The organism is Roseovarius ramblicola (genome assembly GCF_042430665.1).
GTDB classification, from domain to species: Bacteria; Pseudomonadota; Alphaproteobacteria; order Rhodobacterales; family Rhodobacteraceae; genus Roseovarius; species Roseovarius ramblicola.
In genome coordinates, this window is record NZ_JBHMEC010000023.1 from 1 (window position 1) to 22599 (window position 22599).

A 22599-nucleotide genomic window follows, 5' to 3' on the forward strand; every position below is an offset into this window, starting at 1 on the left:
CCGATCAGCAGGTGCAAAGAGTAGCTTGATTTACGCCAGATCCTGTCCAAGAGACGGGGAGTAGCTCATTACTGTCATTGGGTGGCTCCTTTCCTTGCAGTCGATGACAACTGCACTTTGGCACGTTTGATGCCGGTGGAGCAGGAGCCATCCACCTCATCCGGTCTGGGCCGGGCGTGTCTTGGGAGGCGACCATGTTTTGCAAGGCCGCCGCGTCACCTCATGCGCAGGGCTGATACGACCAAGCAGCAGCAAGTGAGGGATTATTTCAACCCCTTCTACGCAGCGCAGCCGCCATGAGACCGGGGTGAGGGTGGGCTGGAAGCCCGTATTCCGAGGCGTCCCGGCCCACCCGGCGGCATACCTCCCCTCAATTCAACACCGGCCGCCGCTCAAGCTGCTCGGCCCGGTCGAGCATCCGCTGGACCACGCGCAGGCTCAGGGCGTTGGCGCGGTCGCGGTGGTGCTGAAGGGTCTCGATGATCGCGTCCAGCGCCGGTGTGGTCAGGCCGCGGGCCGCGCCCTCGCGCTGCGCGAACCCGATGAGGTCCGACAGGGTCAGCGGCGGCAGGACCAGTGGCGGGCAGCGGCTCAGGAGCGGCTCGGGCAGGCCCCTGCGGCTGTTCGCCGTCATGATCCAGCCGATGCCGGACATGTCGAACGGCACGCGGTAGAACGGGCATTCCCAGCGGGCCGCCGTCTTCGGCTCCATCAGCGCGAGGAGCGCCTCGGTCAGGTTGTGGCGGGTGCCGGAGGTGTCGCGCACGGCCCCCGCTTTCTCGAGTTCATCGACGATCACGATGGGGTTCAGAACGCGGTGGTTCAGAATCGTGTCCAGCGGCTTGCCAGCGCCCGCGTTGGCCCAGCCGCGCTGCATCCCCGCCACCACGAAACTCGCCGCCTCCGCCGCCGCGTCGACCAGCGTGGTCGGCACGCCGAGCGCTGCGGCCAGGGCGCGCGCCCAATGGCTTTTGCCGATGCCCGGCGGGCCGACCATGATCATCGGCGGCAGCCGGAAGACCGGCGCGCCCTCCTGCGCGCAACGGCGCATCGCGTGCCAAGCGACCTCCGTCGCCGGGGCCATCCAGGGCATCTGCGCATGCAGCCCCGCGGCAATCTCGTCGGCCCGGGCCTCGGTCGTGATAGTGGTGGCCCGGACCCCGTCCTTGATCGACGCAAGGCGCGCCTTCTCGTCGGGCTTCAAGTGGGCAGTGCCACTCGCCGCACGGAGCCGATCGACATAAGCCGTGGCGCGGCGATGGATGCGGGTGAGGTCGTGCTCAGAGATCGCTCCGGTCGTATCGTCCCAGATCTCGACCGTGTCGTCGATTTCGTGACCACGCAGGCGCATGAGGTGCTCGCGTAGTCGGGAGGATATGTCGGAGCGGTGCGGGACATCGCTATCGAACCGAGTGAGCAGGAAGGGCAGCTTGGGCGTGGGCATTTCGGATAACGATCGCAGGTTCAATGAAAGTGCGCGCGGCTCCTCGGGAGACCTGCGCTTTTACCTGTCGAGATACTTCTCCCCCTCCCCAACACCGAGCGTCTCCAGCGCCGTTGGGTCTACAGCCACGCCGTCGGGACGGGTCAGGGCGTTCGGTACGAAGGGGCCGCGATAGGCCACCACAGGCCGACCCTCTGGGCTATTCAGCTCTCCCTTCACTTCCCGGACCAGCAGGATGAAATCGACGAGGTACTGAGCCCCGTCGAACAGGGCGTCGCGCTCCGCTTCGGGCATGTCGACGACGGATTTCAGTTCGATCACCCGGTTCATGAGATCGACGAACTCCTGCTCGGTGAACTCTGCGGGCAGCTGCTTTGCGAATTCTGAAAGGGTCATTGGGGCCTCGCGGTCTTGAAATGTCTGACGCCGGGGATCCGGGCGCCGGGGAAGTGATTCCCTAGGCTCAAGGAAGCCGATTGCGCGGCGCCGGGCAACAGAAAGTTGCAGGGAACTGCAATATATCCTATTGATATGTTTGCGAAAAATGAAGTCGCCCCCGCGTTCTGACGCCATCGGACGCTCCGGGCCGACCAAGCCTTCCTTGGAGGGCGCGCAAGATCAGGTCGGGGGCACGGTCGCGCTTTTGGCGTTCATACCGCACCTTGCATGGCCGCCCATGACGGCTTGTTGCACCGTCGTCAGATATCGCGTGATCTGGTCAGCACTGGGATATCTGCGCGCCGATATACCGGCCCGAAATCCTGTCCGCCCTGCGAAAAAGGTACGACCGCGTGCGATGCGAATTTGCTTTTTAGGGTGTTGCGATGCAGCCCGCTCTCCGTTGCGAGTGTGGTCAAGGTCACGAAGCGTTCATGGAAAGCGGCAATATCATCGGCGGTCATTCGGTATTGTGGCCGCCCGGTGCGGGGGTTCATGACCTTTTTGGCTGGCACATGCCCCGCCTCGATCAGCGATTGAAATACGCGCCCGTCCCTTAACCCGACCGACCGACCGAATTCAGCCGCCGGCACCGTGTCCGACAGATCCGCGTCGCTTTCTGCGCGCACACGTGCCTCGGGAGGGATTATCAGGTCCACCTCGGATTTGGGAACGACTATCCCGTGAAACCCTAGGACGTCGCGCCGTCGCCCAACGCTCAGGCGGTTCTCGCGGATCGCGTCAATCAGGTGGGCGATCCCGGTTTTTCTGCGTTTGCAAGCGTGAAGCAATGTTTCCCAAGTCGCGTCATTTCCGTCGACTGAGGCGGCACCGGTCGACAGTTCAGCAACAAGACCCAAGCCATCGGAGACGCGCCATGGTTTCTTGACCGTTTCTATCCGTGTGCGGGGCACCAGAACCCCGGCATCCGTCAGCGCGATCAGCTCTTGTCGCGTTGCCCCCATGGCCTTGCGCATGGCGATCGGTCCGACGAGGCTGGGGATCTCGGCCAGAAGGTCGGCGTGCTTTTGCGCATCAAACAACTTGCGGTTCGGGACCCGGTCATCGTCCGGGCCGATTGCTCCGGCTTCGACAAGGAACTGGTCCAGCACTTTGACCCCGATCCCGGTTTCCCGTGCTGCGGTGCGTAGAGAATGCAAACGTCGGCTCTGAACAACCTCACCCAAAATTTCCTCGCCAGCCGCAACTGGCCAGTGGTCGAGAATGCACTTCCGCAGTAGGTCACGGAAGAAGTCAAAGCCATCTTCTTCGGCATACTCCCGATTCAAGCGGTCAAACAGTTTCCCAAAGACCTTGCCGGGCTCATCGAAAGGGCCGGTGGCCCGACGCGCAATTTTATCAAGTGCCGCGCGAATGGCTTCTTCGCCGTGCGCGATGGCGTTGAAGCCCGCCGCGTGAATATCACCAAGTGCAGGAGGATCGTGAGCCGCATTTTCACTCTGAAGGACTTCACCCAGAAACCGACACAACGTCGTTATAGCGAATACGGGGCTGCCCTTGAGCCAGGTGTCATCGGACCCGTTTTGCAGCCGCTTGTCCAACCAGAGATCATAGGTGGACGGGGTCCGTGCGGGTTCGTCGAACGCTCCCGACACGATGTCTGCTTCGATCTCCTGCAAGCGCGCGCCTATGTCGTAACGCGCTTTGGGGTCGCGGGCCTCCCAGAGAGGGACGAGAGGGTGGCCATGTTTGACGCAGAGATTCACCTCTCGCATTTGCCAGTGCCCGCGCATCACCATGGTTGACGCAGCTGGTCCCAGCGCCGCGGCCCCATCTTCGCGCAAGCAGACCGGACACCCGCGTATCACCGGGTTGCGGAGTGCTCTCGATATGTAGAGCTCACCTCGAAATTGCATCCGGACATTGCCGACCCGCACGCCCGTCCAAGACATGAGCTCAACCATGGCATCCGCATCAAGTCCGGCCCAGTCCGCAAATGCGCCGAGGGCCCCCTGATCCTGCTGGAGGAGCGTCTTGAAGGGGGCTCCCATATCGTAGGCAAGTTCAGGCGCCGTCGTCTGCCAGGTCGCTGCAAGACGCGCCAGGTAGGAATACAGGGTTTCCCTCGGCGCCGGATCGGGATTGCGTATGGGCAGACCGGTCATTCTGAGCGCTGCTCAGATAGCCGTGGTCGGAAAAGGTGTGGGAAAAATTCAATGCACAGCATGCAAATGCGGTTTCTTCACGTCCAGTTCCAGATAACGATGCCAAAGCGGCGTCGTGGTGTATACGCGCTCTGTGAGTTTTCGTCCCAAGTCCCTGTTTTCATCGAGCAAGCCGGCCCACACCAAAGGCTTCAGAACGCCGTCGTAAAGCGCGTTTGTACGCGGATCGTAGATGTTCTCGATCGTGTCAGGTCCGTAAAGAATCTCTGTCAGCGCTTTTCCGGACACCCCGACATGTGCTTCCAAATCAAGCACATTCAGCCATATATCCCATGTCCCGGCTATTCCTCTATTTAGCCGGTGATACTCAAACTGATCATTTTCAAAGACCATATTCCTAGTGATCGCGTCAAAGCTCTTGTAGCGATTTTCGAAGAGATCTTTTCCGGCTCTCGTAAGCCGCAGATGGCCTTTGTAATGACGAAACAGCCCCATCTCCCACATGAGTTGGCGTAGCTCACAGAAGGGTTGAAAATGATATTCATCGGCGATTTTTATAGGCATGAACCCGTTGTAGATTTCGCGCTCGGTCCAGTCTGGCCATTGAATGCTCGAAATTGCGTCCGCCACGAGGGCACGTCGCAGGGCCTTCGACTTGGTCAGCGGGATGCCCTTGGGGTTCTCCTCGAACTGCGCTGCTAGGAAGTCGACGGTCCGCATGACCGGGGAGGTTTCAAGCAGCGGGTCGTCCGCTGACATTGTCTTGAAGCCATACATTCGGCGCACCCCCTGCGTTCTCAATTATGTCGGGAAAGACTGAAATCCCCCTTCGGCGAAGGCGGGCAATTGACACCCTACGAGGTCAAGTCCTCCTCGACGGATTCGAAATTCAGCATGGCCGACCGCAGGCTTTCGACAATCTCACCGGCCAGGAGCTCGGGTTCCGGAAGGTCTTCGAGGTTCGTCATGGACGCATCACGCAGCCAGAAAAGATCCAGGCTCGCCTTGTCGCGTGCCAGCAGGTCCTCCCGGTCAAAAGCGCGCCAGCGGCCGTCCGGGGTATCCTCGCTCCAGGTCGGTGCGCGATCGTGCCGGTTTCCGGGGTTGTAGCATTCGATGAAATCCTGAAGGTGCGCGTAGGTCAGGGGCTTTTGCTTCAACGTATGATGCACGTTGGTGCGATAGTCGTAATACCACACCTTCGCGGTCTGCGGGTCCGGGCTGGCCGCTCGGTTGTCGAAGAACAGCACGTTCGCTTTCACGCCTTGCGCGTAGAAAATGCCGGTCGGCAGGCGCAGGATCGTATGCAGGTCGGTGGTCTGCAACAGCTTCCGGCGGATCGTCTCACCCGCGCCACCCTCGAACAAGACGTTGTCGGGCACCACCACCGCGGCACGCCCTGTCGTCTTCAGCATGGTCCGGATGTGTTGGACGAAATTGAGCTGCTTGTTCGAGGTGGTCGCCCAGAAATCCTGACGGTTGTAGGTCAACTCGTCGGTATCCTGCGCGCCTTCCGCGTTGGTGAAGCTCATCGAGCTTTTCTTGCCGAAGGGCGGGTTGGCCAGAACGTAGTCGAATGTCTCGGACGGCGGCGATATCAGGGCGTCGGCGGAGGACACCAACGTATCCCCGGTCATTTCCCCGATCCCGTGCAGGAACATGTTCATCAGGCACAGCCGCCGCGTTCCGGCGACGATCTCGTTGCCGAAGAAGGTCGCGTATTTCAGGAGAGCTTTCTGGTCCTTGTCGAGCGCCTGATTATCCGTGTCTGTCAGGAAGTCATGCGCGGCAAGGAAAAAACCGCCGGTCCCGCAGGCCGGGTCGGCAATCGTCTTGCCGGGTTCGGGGCGGATGCACTCCACCATCGCCCGGATCAGGGCGCGGGGTGTGAAATACTGGCCGGCGCCTGATTTCGTATCCTCGGCGTTGCGCTCCAGCAGCCCTTCGTAGATGTCGCCTTTGACGTCGGCACCCAGCATCACCCATTTCGTGCTGTCCACCATGTCGATCAGGCGGAACAGTTTGGCCGGGTCGGTGATCTTGTTCTGCGCCTTGGTGAAAATCTGGCCAAGCATGCCTTTTTGCTCGCCGAGCTTGCGCAGCAGGGTGACGTAATGCGCTTCCAGCTCCGCCCCGCGCCGGGACGTCAGACTGCTCCAGTCATATCCTTCGGGAATGCCCACATCGCGGTTGTAGGGGGGCTTGGCGTATTCGTCCGCCATCTTGAGGAAGATGAGGTAGGTCAGCTGCTCCAGATAGTCGCCATACCCGACGCCGTCGTCACGCAGCGTGGTGCAGAAACTCCAGACCTTGGAGACGATGGGGGCTGTGGTCATTATGATTACTCCAGGTCAATCCAGATTTGAGCCGCCATGCCGGCGAGGTGTTCGCCGCGTTCACGGATTTCCGTCTCAGTCCAGCGATCCTTCTTGGCGAACCATTTGTTCAGAAACAGACCTGTGTGCTCCCCGAACTTTTCTTTCTTCGTGCTGAAGCCAGAGTTACCGGAAGAGATATTCAAGCCCCCAGTCAAAAGCGTCAGATTTCCCAGAGAGTGGACAAGCGTTCGACGCGCGACAGCATCCGGTTCGTCAGAGTAGACCTCCTGGGTTTGCCCATCTGGGAAGGGCCATTCGTCCGTCCACGTTTGCGGAAGAACGTGTTCGACCCAAAGGCCAGTGGGCTTTGTCGCGCCCTCTGCCATGTTTGAACGGCTGGCCATTTCCAGCTCCCACAAGATATCGATCAAGCGCGTCCGAGGCGCGATGCTGTAGGCGTTTCCATCCAGGATACCGCGCCGGAATTCGTCGTTGCGCGGGAAGCGGGTGCTATCGCCGGGCCGCTCGTGAAAGTATCCCCGAAACGCTTCCACCGAGGGCCCTTCGCGCAGAAACACCTCTGCGATGGACTGGAAAACCTTGTTGAGGTTCTTGGTCGTCAGCCCGCACATCGCGCGCCGTGCAAGAAAAGAATAAATCAACTGGGTAAGGTGTATCTTCTCAGATGCGGGCAAATCAGAACCACCGATCTGCATGGCAATAGGGAACACTGTTGTCACCTGCCACTCGGCCAATTTCCGCCCCAGCCAATAAAGAGCTTGGTCTTCCTCGGCACGTCCTTCTAGCGTCTCATAGAGAGGTGCATACCGCTCCAGCAGCTTGAGTTCGTGCTCCACATCATCGAACCGCGGCTTACCCTTTGGCGCGGCGAAAGCCCGGTATTCTGCATAGAGTTCGCGCACCGAGATTTTCTTACCCGTCTCAGCGGTCAGCACATGTGCTAGGAAATGGTCCAGACGCGGGCGGCGCGGGCGCGCGTTTGGTGCAGGCTCCCGCCACCACATGTCGTCCAGAGGGTCCCACAGCTTGGCATAAAGGTCCTCTATAGGGGCCTCCTGCTTTTCCGCCCGGTGGAAGATGTTGTTCCGTACCAGATCCATCGCGAGCAGCGGCTCGCCTTTGCTGTTAAGGGTTTCAAAGATCACCTGAGCATCGTCGTTTTCACCCAAGGTGATGACCACCAGTTTCAGCCGATCCAGAACGGCACTGAGTAAGGCTTCAAGCCGTTCTTCCAGCACTTCAAGTTCGACTTCATCTTCGCTACCGGTTTTGCTCTCGCCTTCCAGATCAAGTTCGCTGTCTTCCTCTGGACCGTGAAACGCAAACTCCTCGATCCAAGAGCAGAATAAGTGGTAAGCGCGGAAGGCCGGAAAGCTGGTGTTCTTGGGAACGCGCTGACCATGGAACAGCTTCCGGTGCTTTAGCGTCACATCCTCGTAAGACATCTCGATAATGTCGTGGAAGATGTCGCGGTCCGATGGGGTCGGGGTCAGTTTGAACCGGGTCAGTGGGTCCTTGTCCTTGTTCTTGGGCTCGTTGAACAGGTAGCCATTGATGTGCCCCATCAGGTCTTCAAGATCGTGATCCCGCGCCACTTCGCGCAGCGCCACCAAGAAAATTTGGAATGTCGTCAGCCGCTGTTGGCCGTCGACCACTTGCACGCGTGGCGTACGTGCGATCTGAGAGCCTTCATCGACCGGCGATAGGATTAGCGCGCCCATGTAGTGTTCGAACTTGCCTCCCCCGTCCAACACCTCGGCGGCCTTTGCCGACACATCATCCCAGAACGGCTGAAGCCGTTTATCACCCCACTGATACTTCCGTTGATACAGCGGTACCATGAAGCGGCGGGCTTCTTTCAACACGATTTCTACGGGGTGATCTTCTGCGTCCATGAAATGGCCCTCTTGTAGTGAGATCGATACCGGTCGCCACACCTTCGCAATCTTCTTGTACGCTTAGCTTAACGTCCTCAGAATTCCGGGAACCCAAGCATAGTGGCGATATCCATCGAGCATTCGGCGTGCAAATGACGACAGCTCAGCGTTTGGAAGCATCATTTCTCCTAGCAATCGGACATTTTCTTTGAAGGCACTGTCAACATCAGGGTCGCCAGCCTCAGTTTTTGGGAACAAGCGGTTTGTGGTTTCAACAATACTAGTTATCTCCGCTGCCAAAGATAAACGCTTATCGACAAGGTCTTGATGGTCCAAGTGGTAAAGTCGTATTGATTCTTCCGCTCTGCGATGGCGGTTAGCGTGCTGGTCGCTTGTAAACGTCGGTATTGGCCTGCCGTCATCGGTAAAATCAATTAGGCTTGGTTCATCAGATTTATATGGATCAAGAAGAACAGGTGCTTCATTGCATTCCTCTTCGCAGCAAGTTGCGCGGTTTTCCTCAATAAGTAAGGGAAAATAATCCCCTTTACCTCCGGCTCGCCCATTTTCGATGTCTTTACGCCTGCTGTTGCAATAGGTGCACGCAAAGCGGAAATTAAGTGGATCGAATGCAGACCAGGGATAGTGTTTTTTTGGTCGAAAGTGATCGACAGCATTGTCGGATCTTATTTGCTTTACCTCGCAGTAGAAGCACTTTTCATATGAAATCTTTTTCAGGCAAGGTTTGCACTCTTGCCACAGACTTGCATAATTGTTTACTTCGGAAGGTCCCGCATCGCGAGCAGCTTGTGCCCGGTCCTCCCAGCCTTCGGGTAGTTCCAACAAATCCTTATTAAGAACTCTCACTATCGCCTCCGTTATTGTTGGGCGACAGCGCCTCCTTTACTAAACGTTCAGCTTTCGGCGCATCATCCGGAGAGCCGAGTGTCTCCAGGTCGGATCCATCAGCAGAACTCAACATTTTGTGAAGCCTTTTGGCTTCTTCCGGGTCGCGGACTTGATATCGGAATCCGTAACCGTCAAGCTCATGCGTAAGCTCACTGAGCCGTCGTAAGTCTTCTGAACTCAAGTCCTCTTGCGAACTTAGTTTGCGTTTCTCCTCAAGAAGGTCCTGCGTGTATGTGTCTAAAGCGGCATTGAGGTCGAACAATTCACTCGTGACGACACCAGCATAACCCATGCCTCGCGGGTGCGTGTCTGGTTCAAAAGCGATAATCGCATATGTTTCCGGATCTCGTTTGAGGATTTGGACTTGTTCTTTGACAAGCTCGGCTACAGCAATTGGATTATGCGTCGCCAATAGCACATGGCTGTTTGGCTGCGCTCCACCGTCATCCGTCAAAAAGTCGCGGATATGTTGAATATATTCAACGCTCCAACGCGGGTTAAGGTGTGTGTCCGGCTCATCCAGAAGAAACAAGCTTTCTTCTGCAGAGGTGAATTGCAATAGGCCAAGCACTGTCAACAATTGTTGTTCACCTTCGCTCAATTCGCGGAAGGTCACAGATCCATCATTCTTCTTCAGTTTGACCCGAATGCGGACCTCGTCGATCAAATCCGAAACATGTGTGCTCTCAAGATCGCGGAAAAATTCTGCTGGTGTCTTGTCTTCCGCCAATTCCCGCAGCGCATCAACGTCTTTCGCAAAGAGATAGAGATATTCCTTCGTTCTCGTTCGCCCGATGTCATAGTTTTCTCGGCGTTTGATCCGAATGGGTGCAAGAGAAATGTCATAAAGCTTGGCAAGGAAGTCACGGACGATACCACGAGAGTTCCAGAACCGGGCGTCACCCTCTTTCGACTTCCAGTAGGGCTGTTTGAGCACAAACAGAACGGACTCGATGCCGCCGTCCTGCAATCCCAGTTGTTTTTCTAGAAACGCGTTGGTGCGGTCGGTGTTATTCACGATGAAGGACAGGAGCACAAAGTTGCTGTGCACTGGTTCCGCGAAAAACATGCGCTTGGTGCCTGGGTCTTCGCCGGCACGCAATTTTTTGTCATAACTCTCCAGGTAGGCTCGGAAGAGCTCGCTCATCCGGCGGCTCTCGCCTGAATAATATCCAAAGAGAAATTGTGGCAGGTATTGTGAGTCTTCCCCGACGAGTTTCGTGCGGCTGATAGTCGTCCCGCCGATCTTTTCGAAATCGGCACCTACCTCAAAAGAAGTTGGTTGTTCATCGATCGCTATGACCTTGGCTCGGTAGGGTTCTTGTGACCGTTCAGGATCGGCATCAATGAAAACCCAATTGACGCCGATCTGATAGGCAATGCGATATTTCATCGAGGGGAAGCGCTCACCCATGATCAGATCGCGGAAGATAACGGTTAGCGCCTCTAGGACGTTGGATTTACCCGTACCATTGCGCCCGATAACGACTGTGATCAGGTTGTCCTGCGCGAAATCGATCGTCAGATCCCGCAGGTTCTTGTAGTTGTCGATCCACAGCCAATCGATGCGCATTAGTTCGCCTCGACTTCGGCCAAACGCAGCCAGTCCTCATCGCCGCGTCGCTCGATCTCGATCGCGGAGCTTTCGACGTATTGCTTGAGCTGGTGGTAAAAGGCCTCGATGTCATCGGAAGAAGCCCCGTCGCCAAGGCCGAGGCCCTCTGCCGCTTTCGATGCTGGTATCCAGGATTTCTCCTGTTTCAAAACGTCTAGAAGATCGGTCAAAGTTGGCCTCCTTGGTTTTTCTACCCGCACGGGCCTTGATTTTCGCACCGCTTTCGCAGTTTTTTCGCGCTCTTTCTTCTCGACCTTCATCCGCTCCAGCAGGGCCGAGGCGGGTTCGTCGTCGGGGTTCTGGGGGACGAGCTGGCCGGAGAAGGCTTTTTTCAGGATGGATTGGCGCAGGGCGTCAGCGAGGGTGAGGGCGGCGTCGATCTCGGCTTCGAGCGCGTCGGCGGCTTCGAGCCGGGAGTCGAGGATGCGAACGATTTCGGCTTGTTCGGCGGGGCAGCAGATGGGAACTTGTAGTTCCTGCAGCTCCTTCGCGTTGATGTTGTTGACGCCACTGGTTGACTTTGCCTTGCTCTCGATTTGGGCACGCACGTTCGGTTCCATCATCAGATAGACGAGGTTCTTAGGAATCAACGAGCCGGGTATGGGACGAAGCCGGATCAGATAGCCTGCATAGACGAATTGCGTGTCAACTGGTCGAACCAATGCTGGCTTGCCGACCAATGAAAGGCTTCCATTCGACCGAATGGTCAGTACGTCGCCTTCGATCAATTGGTATTGCGCAAGTTCGGCATCGTCGAGGTTGGCCGATTTGAGGTCGGTCGCGTCTATTACACCTGAGGCAATGTTCGGAATGCGGAGGACACCTTTGCTACCAGCATTGTAGTCGCTTTTCTTCGACGTTCCGTACGAGGGTTCGTCGATCAGCAGGCCGAAAGGTAACACGGTCCACCCGGGAATGCCGATATCAGATGCTTCGGCTGGAATGTCTCGAGGCCGCTTTGGCTTCGCGGGTTTCTTGCCGTTCTCCCCATCGGCGCGCCACTGAGCGAGGGCGTCTTGCCAAGCTTCGAGGGCGACTTTGTAGCGGGTGTCGCGTTCGGCTTGGATGCGGGCGAGGAGGGTTTCGGGGGCTTCCAGTTTGTCCGCGTTCCGCGCGCGCCAGTCGGCGGTGAGGCGGCCTTCGAAAGCGGATTTCAGCAGGGACTGGCGGTAGAGGCCGAGGGTGGCGCGCGCCGCTTGCAGGCTTTGGACCCCGGCGTCGATCTCGTCGAACATCGCCTCGATCTTCTCCACGATGCGGCGTTGTTCGTTGGGGGGCGGGACAAGAATTTCGAAATCACCGATCTGCTCGAAGTTAACGCGGGGTCTGTCCCCTGCGTTCAGACTACTCGCGAAGTTCACGAAATCTCTTGCGTTTAGCCGATGACGCAAAAAGGCTGGGTAAATCAGTTCGTTGCCGCCAAATATTATGAATTCGGCTGATGCGAGGCCATCGAACTTGGGTTGAGCGACCTTGTTTAGATATGGGCGAAGGCGTCCATATAATACGTCATTCTCGAAGAACCTGGCGGCGTTGCTTTTCAGTTCTGAGGCTGGAACAGACCCAAGAATTCGGGTTGTGTGAGCTTCCACATGATCCATACCGATGAACGGCAGCTCTGGAAATGCGGAAGGCGACACCTTCTCGCCGCGAGGTGTGATGAAGTCTGACAACGGACCAATGGCCCATCCGCGCGGTAAATCCGTCATGCCGACAACGCCTCATTCATCTCGGTCATGACCTCGTCCATCCCATCGCCAAAGAGCGCGTACATCTGACCCATACCGCCCTTGCCGTCAAAGGGGGCCATTTCCAGATCGTCGCGCTCGATGGTGAAGGAGGTGGCGAGGTGGTCGCGGATCATGCGCAGCCAGTCCATCTGCTCCTCGGTGAATTTCTCGCCGTGGCCTGCATGGCGATTCAGCACCCAGTTCTGGAAGTTGCGCCGCACCCGTTCGGAATGGCGGGTCAGCGTGTCATCCAGCCCCGTGACCCGGCGGATCAGCGCCACCAGCGCGGTCAGGTCGCTGGCCGGGCCCGAGCCCTTGTAGTCGTCCAGATGCGCATAGGCGCGCCAGACGGTGAGCGGGGCGAGGCGCGGGCGATCCTCGGTCAGCTTTTTCAGAACGTCCTTGACCATGGCGTAGTTGACTTCGGCCCGGCGGGCGGGGGTGTTGAAGTAGATCGAGAGCGCCTCGATCTCGTCGCGGTTCTCGGTCAGGTAGTCCTCGAATTCCTGCGCGATCCGTTTGGCGTTCTCGGCCACGTCGCCCGCCCATTCGGCGCGCAGGAGCGTGTCGAGATTGTCATGGTCGATGGTCTGTTCGTTGTCGCGGCGGATGGTGTCCATCAGGGTGATGAGCGGGCCGGTGAAGACGTTGGCGGCGTGCTTGACCCGCTCGTCGCGGGCGGCCTGCATGGCGGTATCGTCGGGCTCGGGGTGGCCCGCGGCCTTGGCGTCGGCCTCGACCTTGTCGGGGTCGATGGCATCGAAAAGGTCGCGCACAATGGCGGTGAGGGAGGTGCCGGCCTCGGTCGTGATCTTCTCCTGATCCTTGGCCCCCAGCTTGTTGTCGAGCCGTGAGAGGCGCGCGGCGAGCGAGCTGACGGTTTCCTCGGACCGGTCGCCCATCATCAGCCCCATGGCGAGGTCCTTGAAGGGGATCGAGGGCTTGGTGTCGAGCGGCTGGCTCGCGGTCTTGAGCGACTTGGTGACGCCGACGGCATCGACGATGACGTAATGGGTCTTGGCCTGGGCGGAGGGGGTGACCTTTTTGAGGTCGTCCGGGTCGAGGACGCGGGTGCCGCGGCCCTTCATCTGCTCGAAGTAGTTCTTCGACTTCACATCGCGCATGAAGATCAGGCATTCGAGCGGTTTCACGTCGGTACCGGTGGCGATCATGTCCACGGTGACGGCGATGCGCGGATAATACGCGTTGCGAAACTCACTGAGCGAGGATTTCGGGTTCTTCGCGCCGTTGGTGATCTTGCGGCAGAAGTCGTTGCCCTCGCCAAATTCCTGCCGGACCGTCTGGATGATGTCGTCGGCGTGGCTGTCGGTCTTTGCGAAAATCAGGGTTTTCGGGAGTTCCGTGCGGCCCGGGAAAATCTCGGGCCACTTGTCGTGGAAGGTGCGGATCACGGTGCGTATCTGATCGGAATTAACGACAGACCGGTCGAGTTGTGTGGCGGCGTAGGCCAGCTCGTCATCCTGGGTTTCCCATCGGCGCGCGCGGGTTTCGCGTTCGCGCTTTTCGACCAGCTGCTCGGGTTGGAGGGTTTCACCGCCCTGGGTGATCTCGGTGTCGATCAGGAAAATTTCGTTGCCGACGTTGACCCTGTCGGCGACCGCCTTGTCATGGGTGTACTCGCTGACGACATTCTTTTGGAAAAAGCCATAAGTGCGATTGTCGGGCGTGGCGGTCAGGCCCGTCAGGTAGGCGTCGAAATACTCGATGACCTGCCGCCAAAGGTTGTAGATCGAGCGGTGGCATTCATCGATGACGACCACGTCGAAGTATTCCGGCGGCAGCTTTGGGTTGTAGACGACCGGCAGAGGTTCCTTGCGGCGCCATTTCTGCTCGGCCGGGTTCTCTTCCTCGGCGCCTTCGTTCAATTCCTCGCCCTTGAGCGTGGCGTACATGCGCTGGATCGTCGAGATGACGACCTGGCTGTCGTTCGCGATGGAGGGCGAGGTGAGGCGCTGGACGTTGTAGAGCTCGGTGAACTTGCGGTTGTCGTCGTTCGGGATGAAGGCCATGAATTCCTGTTCGGCCTGCTCGCCCAGGTTCTTGGTGTCGACGAGGAACAGGATGCGGCGCGCGCCCGCGTGTTTGAGCAGGCGGTAGACCTGGGTGATCGCGGTAAAGGTCTTGCCCGATCCGGTGGCCATCTGCACGAGCGCGCGGGGCTTGTCGGCCTTGAGCGAGGTTTCGAGATTTGTGATCGCCTTGATCTGACAGTCGCGCAGGCCGTCCGGATTCAGATTGGGCAGAGCGGCGATCCCGGACCGGAATGATCGTGGTGCCTGTGCCCAGGCCTTGAGCGTTTCGGGCCTGTGGAACGTGAACACCTCACGGGATCGCGGCGCTGGATCCCGGCCATTCGTGAAGCGCGTGACCTGACCGGTGCTTTCGTAGAGGAACGGGAGCGGTTCCGCGTTGGAGACCCATTTCAGCTTGGCGTTTGCATAGCCTTCGGACTGTTCCTCGACAGATGTGAGCTTGACACCCCAGCTGTCGGGCTTGGCCTCGATCACGCCGACGGCTTGGCGGTCGACGAAAAGCACGTAGTCGGCCGGGCCCACGTCGGTCTGGTATTCGCGCACAGCGATCCCGAGGCCGGCACTGAAATCGAGCGCTTCCTTATCCTGGACATGCCAACCGGACGCCCGCAGACGATCGTCGATCTGGTCCCGGGCGAGCTGCTCGGGTGATTGATTGACCTCAGGTGACATACCAAAATTCCAAAATAATTCTCACGGTCTGATCATTGCGGCCCGACCCGCAGCCTGCAACCTTTGCAAGGACGATTTTCAAAACACGCTCGATATCTCATTACGCGAATACCTGGCCTTTCACCGGTTCAAGTTCCATTTCGCCATACCGTGTCCCAGACCCGGTCGAGCCCGCCATGCAATCGAATCTCGGTTTTCCGCAGCTTTCTGCAGTTTTGCTGATGGAGTTCGAATTCGTTCAAAATCCGGTCCGCGGGCGTTTCTTTGGCACTGCCTTTTTCCGGTGAGCCGGGCCCCCTCTTGGGCTTGCGTTTGACCGTCAGGCCATTCGGGACCATAAAGCGCTCAACCTCCCCGATCGGGATGGACGGGCTTCGCCCTGAACTGGCGACGTCTTTCCATGCGTCCCGCACGCGAGGCGCCAAGAGGTACATGAAGAGGACGCGCGGGTCGCAATATGGAACATCCGGAGAGCCCGCATATCGCTTTCGCTGTCGAAAAATGAAGAGTGTCTGGCCGGCCCAAAGATCGGAGTCTTCGAGGTTTTCCTCGGATAGATATGCAGCCCGTCCAATCGGTCCGCGGTGGGCGAACACGATATCGCCCGGCCGGAGCCGCTGCTCATCGAAACGGGCCTTCAAGGTCGAGCGGATATCGGCTCTACGTGGTGGGCCCGACAGCTCCCCGAACTGCGAGATATGGACCCCGCTTATTTCTTGGATGGGGAGCGTTCCGACCGGGTCATCTCTGATGGTCTTGGGGCGGATGATTTCAAAGAGATCCGCCAGGCGGTGGCCTTTGGCGTTCGTTGCGTTCTTGAAATGGGTGGCCAAACCTGACCCGCCGACGGGTCCGGTGGCGAGATATCTCTTGGGTAGGAGAGGTCCTCCAGCAGTTTGAACGTCGTCGATGGAAATCAATTGGGATGTTCCACGGACAGATCTCGTGAACGGGTCAACGCCGGTGAACCGCTGGACATCACTGGTGGAAATCATCTGCACCTGATCTGGAGAGATCTCGGCGTTGCGAAGGGTTATCAGATACTGTGGGGCGTCTGCCGTGTCGAGCTCAGCGACCCGATCAATGCACCTCGCATCGAGCAATTGCTGCCGCGCTGCCAAGCGGGACTGTTTCGGAGAAGACAGAAAGCTCTCCGAAACCATGGCCAGAGCCGGGGCCTCGGTGCTGCACAAATACGCGAGCATCACGCTTTCGAGGTCATAGGTCCCGCGATCAACGGCCCGGGGCAGCTTCGATGCGCGAACGCTGACTTCAAGGTCCGGCGCGTCGCTGGATCGGAACGCTGATGGTGGTAATGACACCTCCAACTCGGGCGCCTCAGAGTTCGGCTCGCCATCGTCGAATAAGCCGTCGGGCACCCAGGGCGGCCCGGACTCTATGTATACCGGTAGGTCCAGATACAGAGCCGCGCTTGCGATCAGCTCTCGATCGGCCCCCACACCGGTGTAACGTATGTCGTAACCGGGAAAGCGCTGTGAACCTGCGTGCTCGATCCCTTGCGCTCGACGAAGGCAGAGCAGGACGCTCGGCGCAAAGGAAAATCGGACGATCTTCTTGTCTCGCGTCAACGTCAGAATTTCCCACGCCAGTTCGTCCGAAAGCCTATCCCCGTCCTTGAGAGCGCCTTCGATCAACGCGCATACTTTTTCAAACCGCTGGGCAGGTTCGAGGCTGTCGAGATAACGAACCGCGTCTTCAAACGCGCCGCGCAGGCTCGGCTCATCGGCCATGAGATCGAACCGAGCTGTCAAGCGGTGTGCGGCTGTCTCGCGGGCGTCATCGCCCCGGCCGTCTGCGGCAAACCAGAACAGCCGTGTCAAACCTTCCGGGCTTTTGATGTCGAGTTCTGATGGGAGCACGGTCCTGTCGCGGTTCTGGGCAAGCTTTCATCCACCGTGCGCGAGAACAGGTCGGGTTAAAAGGATCTCGCAGGAGTAACAGAAAAATTATTTCTATCAGCACCTGATAGCAGCTCGTTATGAGCGGCATCTCCGCTCTACAATCACGGTCGTTTCGAGTACTTTGAGCTGTGTGAAGAGCCCAAAGGCAGGCACGCCGGTCGGCAAGATGCAACGAGACAGCGCAGAACTCGACCGTGCGGGCTGATCCGAATCGCGTTTGGGATTTGCTGAAAACAGGAGCGATGAACGTAAATTTCTGGAGGTTGGCGTCGCTGGGCCCTGGAGTGGAGTTTGGGGACGTTCAAAATTCGCAAATGACCTTCTGTATGAGAAAATGGAGGCGGTACGAAATCTAGTGCTTGGCTGCGACGAGAAATCTAGCCTTGGCCGAAAACGTTTGCGAAAACAAGAGCCGCAGAATTTCTCGCAAGGTACTGAAAATAAACAATAATATTCCCAATCTTCGCCAGGGCTGATAGAAGAACGACGGTCAGTCGCAAGCGCGATCAGACAACGAGAAGGAGAAAAAGATGAGCCCGTAAACAAGAAAACGTCCAATCCGCGGTAACGGATCGGACGTTCCTCAGGACGGTAGGAAAGCCGCACCCTTATGCTCCGTGTTCGGTAGCACGTGCTTCCCGAGCATTCAAGGTTTTCCTCCGTCATCCCCGCGCCTCCAGTGACCCGCTTCGGCGGGCCCGGGAGAGGCTTGCGCAGATCCGGGGCGAGAGCGGTGATCCGCCCCCTTCCCTTGCGCCAGGCGATGACTGCGACCGAATTCCCGGTCGGGGTGTTTCCCTTGAAAGGTACATGACATGCCCGGAAAAAAACGGACCTACGTCGACCACATCGAGATGGTCAAAGACAACGACACCTGGCGGCACGCGCCCGAGAAACTTCCAAGGATGGATCCGATCAACCTTGGTGACATCCACGGTGTTCTGCCGTTCGACGGCGTGCGCAATCCCAGCACGCGCAGCAACACCAGCCACAAGGTGTTCATCCCCTATCGGACGCCAGCGAACGACTGGACGCCAAAAGTCGGTATTGCGGAGAGCGCCGCAGAGGCAGCGGTGGCCGTGCAGGTCCTGATGTCGCCCGAGAGCCATGACCTGCATTTCCAACCGCTCGCGGTGAGCTTTACCGATGAGACCGGTGCGCGGCGGCAGTATACGCACGACATCTTGATCACCTTCCGGTCAGGGCATCGTCGCCTGGTGTTCGTGCGCAACGAGACGAGCCTGGTGAAGCCCCGGACTGTACGGGACATCAAGGCGATCATCGCGGCGACCCCCAAGAGGGCGGCCGATGACCTGATCGTTGTCAATGCGAACGACTACACCCGTCAGCGGCGGGAGAACCTGTTTCGCATGTACCACTGGATGTCTGTTCGCGATGATGAGGCAGATGACATCGTTTGGGATACGGCCCGGAAACTGCGGACCCTCTATTTCATGAAGGACCTTTTTCCGCATGTGCCGATCTCTCAGAAGCGGGCGTTTCAGGCCTGCTATCGGCTTGTCGCCCGCGGGCTCATCCGCGCCAACCTCGATCATGTCCTCTGGGAACACTCCAAGATCGGAGTCGCAGCATGACCATCCATCCTCGCTACAACTTCCTGCCCGGAACCGAAATCACGCTCTTGAACCGGCCCATGACCGTGACTGGCGTGACGGAAAACGGCTATTCGATGGTGGGCTGCGAAGACGGAGCCGCCAGCGTTGTCACCTTCGATCGACTGGTCGAGCATCTCAAGCTCCCCGGCGCGAAAATCGACACAGCGCCGGCGGCGAACGGGGATCGCCTCAAACAGCGCCTGGGGGGCTATACCTCCAGCAAAGCCCTGAAAAACCCGGAACAGCGGGCTCTCGCGCGGTATCACACCGCTATGTGCAAGGCCGTGGATATCTACGCAGCGAAGCGGCGCGAGGACGACCCCAGGTTCGAGCCCTCGTGTCGGAACCTTGATCATCCCGAAGTGCGTGATTTCATCGCGAAACAAACCTCGTTGCTCTCGGGTGAACGGGTACGCATCAAGCCTGTCCGTGGCGGAGAAAAGACGGGCGATCGCATCCTGTACCGGGGCCGGACGATCAATGAGCACTACCAGCGCTACAAGGCGTTGAACCCCGGCGAAAACGCCGAGGACGCCCTGGTCCCCCTTGTGCATAAGCGAGGGAACCGAAAGCAGCGTTTGTGTCCGCGGATTCGCGAGCTCATGACCGAGGCGTGGGAGCATATCGGGCTGGACAAGAAGAAAACCAGCGTCGCGAATGTCCACCAATATCTCGAAACCCTGATCCACAGGGAGAACCAGTTCCGGACGCTCAACGAGCTGCCGAAATTTGTCACGCCCTCTCAAAAAACCCTACGTCAACATCGCGACACCCTGGTCACACACACGGAATACCTGATCGCGACCGCGGGAAAGAGGGAGGCGCGCAGGACCCGCGGACGGGGCAGCACGGATATCCGGGCCCTGTCTGTCGGTGAACTGTGTGGCATGGATGAGCAAAAGATCTCGATGGTTGTCGCCGCCAAGAAGGCGGGCCTGTGGAGCTCTTTGTCTGATGACGACAAGGCGACGCTCGAGGCGGCAGACCAGTATATCCGGAAACGGCTGCATATCGTCATCCTGTACGACGTCGCGAGCCGGATGCCGCTCGCGTGGGTTATTACCGAGAGCCCGAACGCCGAGGCGACCCTCGCGCTGCTGCGCATGGCAAGCCGCGACAAGACCCGGGAGCAGCATCGCTACGGCTGCATGAACGAGGCCGCGAAAGGCTGCGGTATCTGCTATCTCCGCAACGACAATGGGACCGGCCTCCGGAATTCTGATGTGATCGGGGCCTTGATGGGTCTCGGCACGATTAACGGCAACACCCGGACATATTCTCCTGAGGACCGGGCGCCGGACGAGCGCTTCTTGGGAACGCCTGAATCTCGTTTCTTCAAGCTGATGCCCGGCTACACCGGTCGGCGCGTCGGAGAACTTCCCGGATATGATGCCATCCGGAATGGCGTGGTTGATGTGGAAACGCTCTACGGGATGCTGACCCGCTACCTGATTGATGAGTACCCCTTCGAGCGCAACTACGGCGTCGGCATGGGCGGACGCCGCCCTTGGGATGTCTATCAGGAAATCAACCGGACACGGGGCCAGTTTGAACACCTCGATCCGAACACCCGGCGTATTCACCTTGGCTGGGAGGTCGATGCCACCCCGTCCGACGAGGGGGTCCAGGTCTTCAGCGGGATCTGGTTCAATTCGAATGACCTGCAGGTCGCCCGTGACGAACAGTTCTTCAAGGGGAAGGTCCGGGTCTTCGTCGATCCGGACGATCTGAACATCGCGACCGTTCTGATGCCTGGATATCGTGATCCTATCGAGGTCCACCTGCAGATGACGGTTTTCGCCGATATGACTCTGATGGAGGTGTTGCAGCTGATGGCCGAATACCGCCGCGAGGATCCTGAAACCTCACATATCTACCATGATCGCTTGATGGAGGTCAAAAACCGGCGCTTCTCCGACATCTCCACGATCGGGGTCGAACATGATCTGCCGCGCAGCTACAGCACCCTCGAAGAGTGCAAAGTGATGGCCGAGTTCGTATTCTCCGGCGCCCGGACCATCCCGTCAGAGACGTTGCCGGGGACAACGGCACCGGATGCGATCACCGACCTGGGCTCGGGTGCCGGTGCGGCGGTGTTCGCAATCGGTGACGGGGACTCCGTAATTGATGGGACCGTGGATGCGGACCCCAGCGAATCTGACAGCGGCATCACCAATCCCTCCGACCCTGCGGTGGTTTCAGACGACCCGCAAGAAGACCCGCCTTCGAACGCGTCTGAAACGCGGCCCTCGCGCAAGCCCAAGGCCCGCAAACAGGGCAAGAAACTGGCTCGCCCGCGCAATCTTAAGGAGCTGAAATAATGTCCTTCATCGACACGGCGCTCGTGGATGTGCGCAAACCCCTGCTGCAAGCACGGTTTCCCTTCGGCCGCTCTGAGCGGCTCCGTGAGGCCATGACATGGTGCGCCTCGGACTATTACGCCAAGGCCGCCATCGGCGAACAGTTCGAAGCTCGCGGCATCGTTGTCATCGGCGAGTCTCGCCAGGGCAAGTCGACCGAGATCGAGACCCTGCTGAGGGCGTTCAACGACGGCTCGACCCTCATGCCCGACGGCCGGCCTGCGAAGATTGTCTCCTGCCTGCTCTCCGGGAAAGTCACGTGGAAAGACCTGGGCTTCGTCATTCTTGAGGTGCTTGGATACCCGCTTCGAACGCGTCACTCACAGACCGAGATCTGGTCGAAAGTGCGAAAATACGCCGAACTTCAAGGGGTCATCGGGATCCACTTCGATGAATGCCAGCACGTGTTCACGTCCGCGGACAGCGCGACCAACCAGAAAATGCTCGACAGCTTCAAGTCGCTCCTCAAAGATCACAACTGGCCCTTGATGCTGATCTTTTCCGGAATTCCCAGTCTTGCTGCGCACATCAAGACGGAGGAGCAGCTCGACCGGCTTCTCCGGACGGTCAGCTTCGATGGGATCGACCTGTCGGAAGAGGCCGACCGGGACGAAATCCTCCACCTCGTCTTCAGCTACGCTGAAAAAGCCGGATTGGACGTCGACGACATCGTGACGGAAGACTTTCTGGAGCGGCTGGACTTCGCCGCGTGCCACCGGTGGGGCCTGGTGATCGAAATGATCATCGAGGCGTTCAGTTTCGCCGCGACGACCCCTGACAAGGTCTGCAAGATTGCCCATTTCTCGACGGCGTTTTCGAGAATCTCGGGAATGGCGGAGGGGTATTCGCCGTTCACCATGCCGAATTATCGCGACAATTTCGATCAGGGAAAGGTGTTGGAAATGATCGAGAAGTCACGCCAGAAGAAGACCTCGAAACGAAAGTCGACGTCCAAGACGTAGTCGAGCGAACATCGCCAAGACCAAGGGCCCGCACCATGCGGGCCTTTTTTGATGGTTTGTCCAAAGCGTGCATGGATATGCTTCCGCCGTGCACGCAATTGACCCGCGCTGTTTTGGGCGCCCTAAAAAATCACCTTAAAACAGTATGTTATATGCGTGCCCGTTGTCGCGAATCATTTTTCCGTGCAGCCATATGCCCAATCGTCACTTAACGCTGGCACGGCTCTGTTGTACAAATCCCGTGAGGGATTCATCTCGTTATTCCATCATGGTAGCTGGGTTGCATGAGCAGACCGACACCACCGACCTACAAGACCAGGAACTGGCCAGCCTATAACGAAGCGCTGAAGCGCCGCGGTTCGCGGACGATCTGGTCCGACCCCGGGATGAGCTGGGATGCCGTGCCGACAGGCAGACGTGGCCGGCGGCAGAGCTACAGTGACACCGCCATCCAGACGTGCCTGACGGTGAAGGTTCTGTTCGGCATGGCGCTGCGACAGACGACGGGCTTCGTCGAAAGCCTGCTGCATTTGGT

General features: G+C 58.5%; 15 protein-coding genes. 4 read left to right on the forward strand and 11 right to left on the reverse strand.

The genetic code is table 11. The features are described from left to right. Positions 1-370: 370 nt before the first annotated feature. The 11 genes from ACFFU4_RS14520 to ACFFU4_RS14570 all read right to left on the reverse strand — a co-directional run bounded on the left by ACFFU4_RS14520 (position 371) and on the right by ACFFU4_RS14570 (position 17084). A complete protein-coding gene (locus ACFFU4_RS14520) occupies positions 371-1444 on the reverse strand; it encodes an AAA family ATPase (protein ID WP_377070529.1) in 1074 nt (357 codons plus the stop codon). Between the two features lie 60 nt (positions 1445-1504). Next, positions 1505-1840 carry a hypothetical protein gene (locus ACFFU4_RS14525; RefSeq protein ID WP_377070530.1) on the reverse strand — a complete coding sequence of 112 codons (336 nt, stop codon included), beginning with the start codon at positions 1838-1840 and terminating at the stop codon, positions 1505-1507. A gap of 302 nt (positions 1841-2142) precedes the next feature. Beyond that, a complete protein-coding gene (locus ACFFU4_RS14530) occupies positions 2143-4008 on the reverse strand; it encodes a TniQ family protein (RefSeq protein ID WP_377070531.1) in 1866 nt (621 codons plus the stop codon). A 48-nt stretch (positions 4009-4056) separates the two neighbouring features. Next, entirely contained in the window at positions 4057-4785 is a 729-nt protein-coding gene (locus ACFFU4_RS14535; RefSeq protein WP_377070532.1) for a hypothetical protein, read from the reverse strand. Positions 4786-4862: 77 nt separating this feature from the next. Beyond that, on the reverse strand, positions 4863-6344 hold the full coding sequence (locus ACFFU4_RS14540; protein WP_377070533.1) for a type I restriction-modification system subunit M: 1482 nt from the start codon (positions 6342-6344) through the stop codon (positions 4863-4865). Between the two features lie 5 nt (positions 6345-6349). Continuing rightward, complete coding sequence (locus tag ACFFU4_RS14545; protein WP_377070534.1) at positions 6350-8242, reverse strand: DUF262 domain-containing protein; 1893 nt, start codon at positions 8240-8242, stop codon at positions 6350-6352. A 63-nt stretch (positions 8243-8305) separates the two neighbouring features. Further along, positions 8306-9091 carry an HNH endonuclease family protein gene (locus tag ACFFU4_RS14550; protein ID WP_377070536.1) on the reverse strand — a complete coding sequence of 262 codons (786 nt, stop codon included), beginning with the start codon at positions 9089-9091 and terminating at the stop codon, positions 8306-8308. Then, a complete protein-coding gene (locus tag ACFFU4_RS14555) occupies positions 9078-10706 on the reverse strand; it encodes an AAA family ATPase (protein ID WP_377070537.1) in 1629 nt (542 codons plus the stop codon). The genes ACFFU4_RS14550 and ACFFU4_RS14555 overlap by 14 nt, the downstream gene beginning before the upstream one ends. Next, positions 10706-12457 (reverse strand): restriction endonuclease subunit S, encoded by a 1752-nt coding sequence (locus ACFFU4_RS14560; protein WP_377070538.1) that lies wholly within the window; start codon positions 12455-12457, stop codon positions 10706-10708. Before ACFFU4_RS14560 ends, ACFFU4_RS14555 begins: the two co-directional genes overlap by 1 nt. Then, positions 12454-15204: a type I restriction endonuclease subunit R gene (locus ACFFU4_RS14565; protein ID WP_377070540.1), complete on the reverse strand. Its 2751-nt coding sequence runs from the start codon at positions 15202-15204 to the stop codon at positions 12454-12456. Before ACFFU4_RS14565 ends, ACFFU4_RS14560 begins: the two co-directional genes overlap by 4 nt. A gap of 128 nt (positions 15205-15332) precedes the next feature. Continuing rightward, positions 15333-17084 carry a restriction endonuclease subunit S domain-containing protein gene (locus ACFFU4_RS14570; protein WP_377070541.1) on the reverse strand — a complete coding sequence of 584 codons (1752 nt, stop codon included), beginning with the start codon at positions 17082-17084 and terminating at the stop codon, positions 15333-15335. Positions 17085-17941: 857 nt separating this feature from the next. On the opposite strand from ACFFU4_RS14570, the gene ACFFU4_RS14575 reads away from it, so the two are divergent. The 4 genes from ACFFU4_RS14575 to ACFFU4_RS14590 form a co-directional block, all read left to right on the forward strand. Further along, complete coding sequence (locus ACFFU4_RS14575) at positions 17942-18721, forward strand: hypothetical protein (protein ID WP_377070542.1); 780 nt, start codon at positions 17942-17944, stop codon at positions 18719-18721. Continuing rightward, positions 18718-21063, forward strand: a complete 2346-nt coding sequence (locus tag ACFFU4_RS14580; RefSeq protein WP_377070543.1) for a TnsB C-terminal domain-containing protein — start codon at positions 18718-18720, stop codon at positions 21061-21063. The genes ACFFU4_RS14575 and ACFFU4_RS14580 overlap by 4 nt, the downstream gene beginning before the upstream one ends. Then, complete coding sequence (locus ACFFU4_RS14585) at positions 21063-22064, forward strand: ATP-binding protein (RefSeq protein ID WP_377070544.1); 1002 nt, start codon at positions 21063-21065, stop codon at positions 22062-22064. The genes ACFFU4_RS14580 and ACFFU4_RS14585 overlap by 1 nt, the downstream gene beginning before the upstream one ends. Positions 22065-22348: 284 nt before the next feature. Beyond that, positions 22349-22599: transposase (locus ACFFU4_RS14590; protein ID WP_377070546.1), on the forward strand; the 251-nt coding region annotated here is incomplete at its 3' end.

What these genes read in the sequence shown, in the direction of transcription:
- ACFFU4_RS14575 (WP_377070542.1), top strand. Translation starts at nt 17,942, where the DNA reads ATGCCCGGAAAAAAACGGACCTACGTCGACCACATCGAGATGGTCAAA.
- ACFFU4_RS14520 (WP_377070529.1), bottom strand. Translation starts at nt 1,444, where the DNA reads ATGCCCACGCCCAAGCTGCCCTTCCTGCTCACTCGGTTCGATAGCGAT.
- ACFFU4_RS14560 (WP_377070538.1), bottom strand. Translation starts at nt 12,457, where the DNA reads ATGACGGATTTACCGCGCGGATGGGCCATTGGTCCGTTGTCAGACTTC.
- ACFFU4_RS14585 (WP_377070544.1), top strand. Translation starts at nt 21,063, where the DNA reads ATGTCCTTCATCGACACGGCGCTCGTGGATGTGCGCAAACCCCTGCTG.
- ACFFU4_RS14530 (WP_377070531.1), bottom strand. Translation starts at nt 4,008, where the DNA reads ATGACCGGTCTGCCCATACGCAATCCCGATCCGGCGCCGAGGGAAACC.
- ACFFU4_RS14540 (WP_377070533.1), bottom strand. Translation starts at nt 6,344, where the DNA reads ATGACCACAGCCCCCATCGTCTCCAAGGTCTGGAGTTTCTGCACCACG.
- ACFFU4_RS14535 (WP_377070532.1), bottom strand. Translation starts at nt 4,785, where the DNA reads ATGTATGGCTTCAAGACAATGTCAGCGGACGACCCGCTGCTTGAAACC.
- ACFFU4_RS14555 (WP_377070537.1), bottom strand. Translation starts at nt 10,706, where the DNA reads ATGCGCATCGATTGGCTGTGGATCGACAACTACAAGAACCTGCGGGAT.
- ACFFU4_RS14545 (WP_377070534.1), bottom strand. Translation starts at nt 8,242, where the DNA reads ATGGACGCAGAAGATCACCCCGTAGAAATCGTGTTGAAAGAAGCCCGC.
- ACFFU4_RS14525 (WP_377070530.1), bottom strand. Translation starts at nt 1,840, where the DNA reads ATGACCCTTTCAGAATTCGCAAAGCAGCTGCCCGCAGAGTTCACCGAG.
- ACFFU4_RS14565 (WP_377070540.1), bottom strand. Translation starts at nt 15,204, where the DNA reads ATGTCACCTGAGGTCAATCAATCACCCGAGCAGCTCGCCCGGGACCAG.
- ACFFU4_RS14580 (WP_377070543.1), top strand. Translation starts at nt 18,718, where the DNA reads ATGACCATCCATCCTCGCTACAACTTCCTGCCCGGAACCGAAATCACG.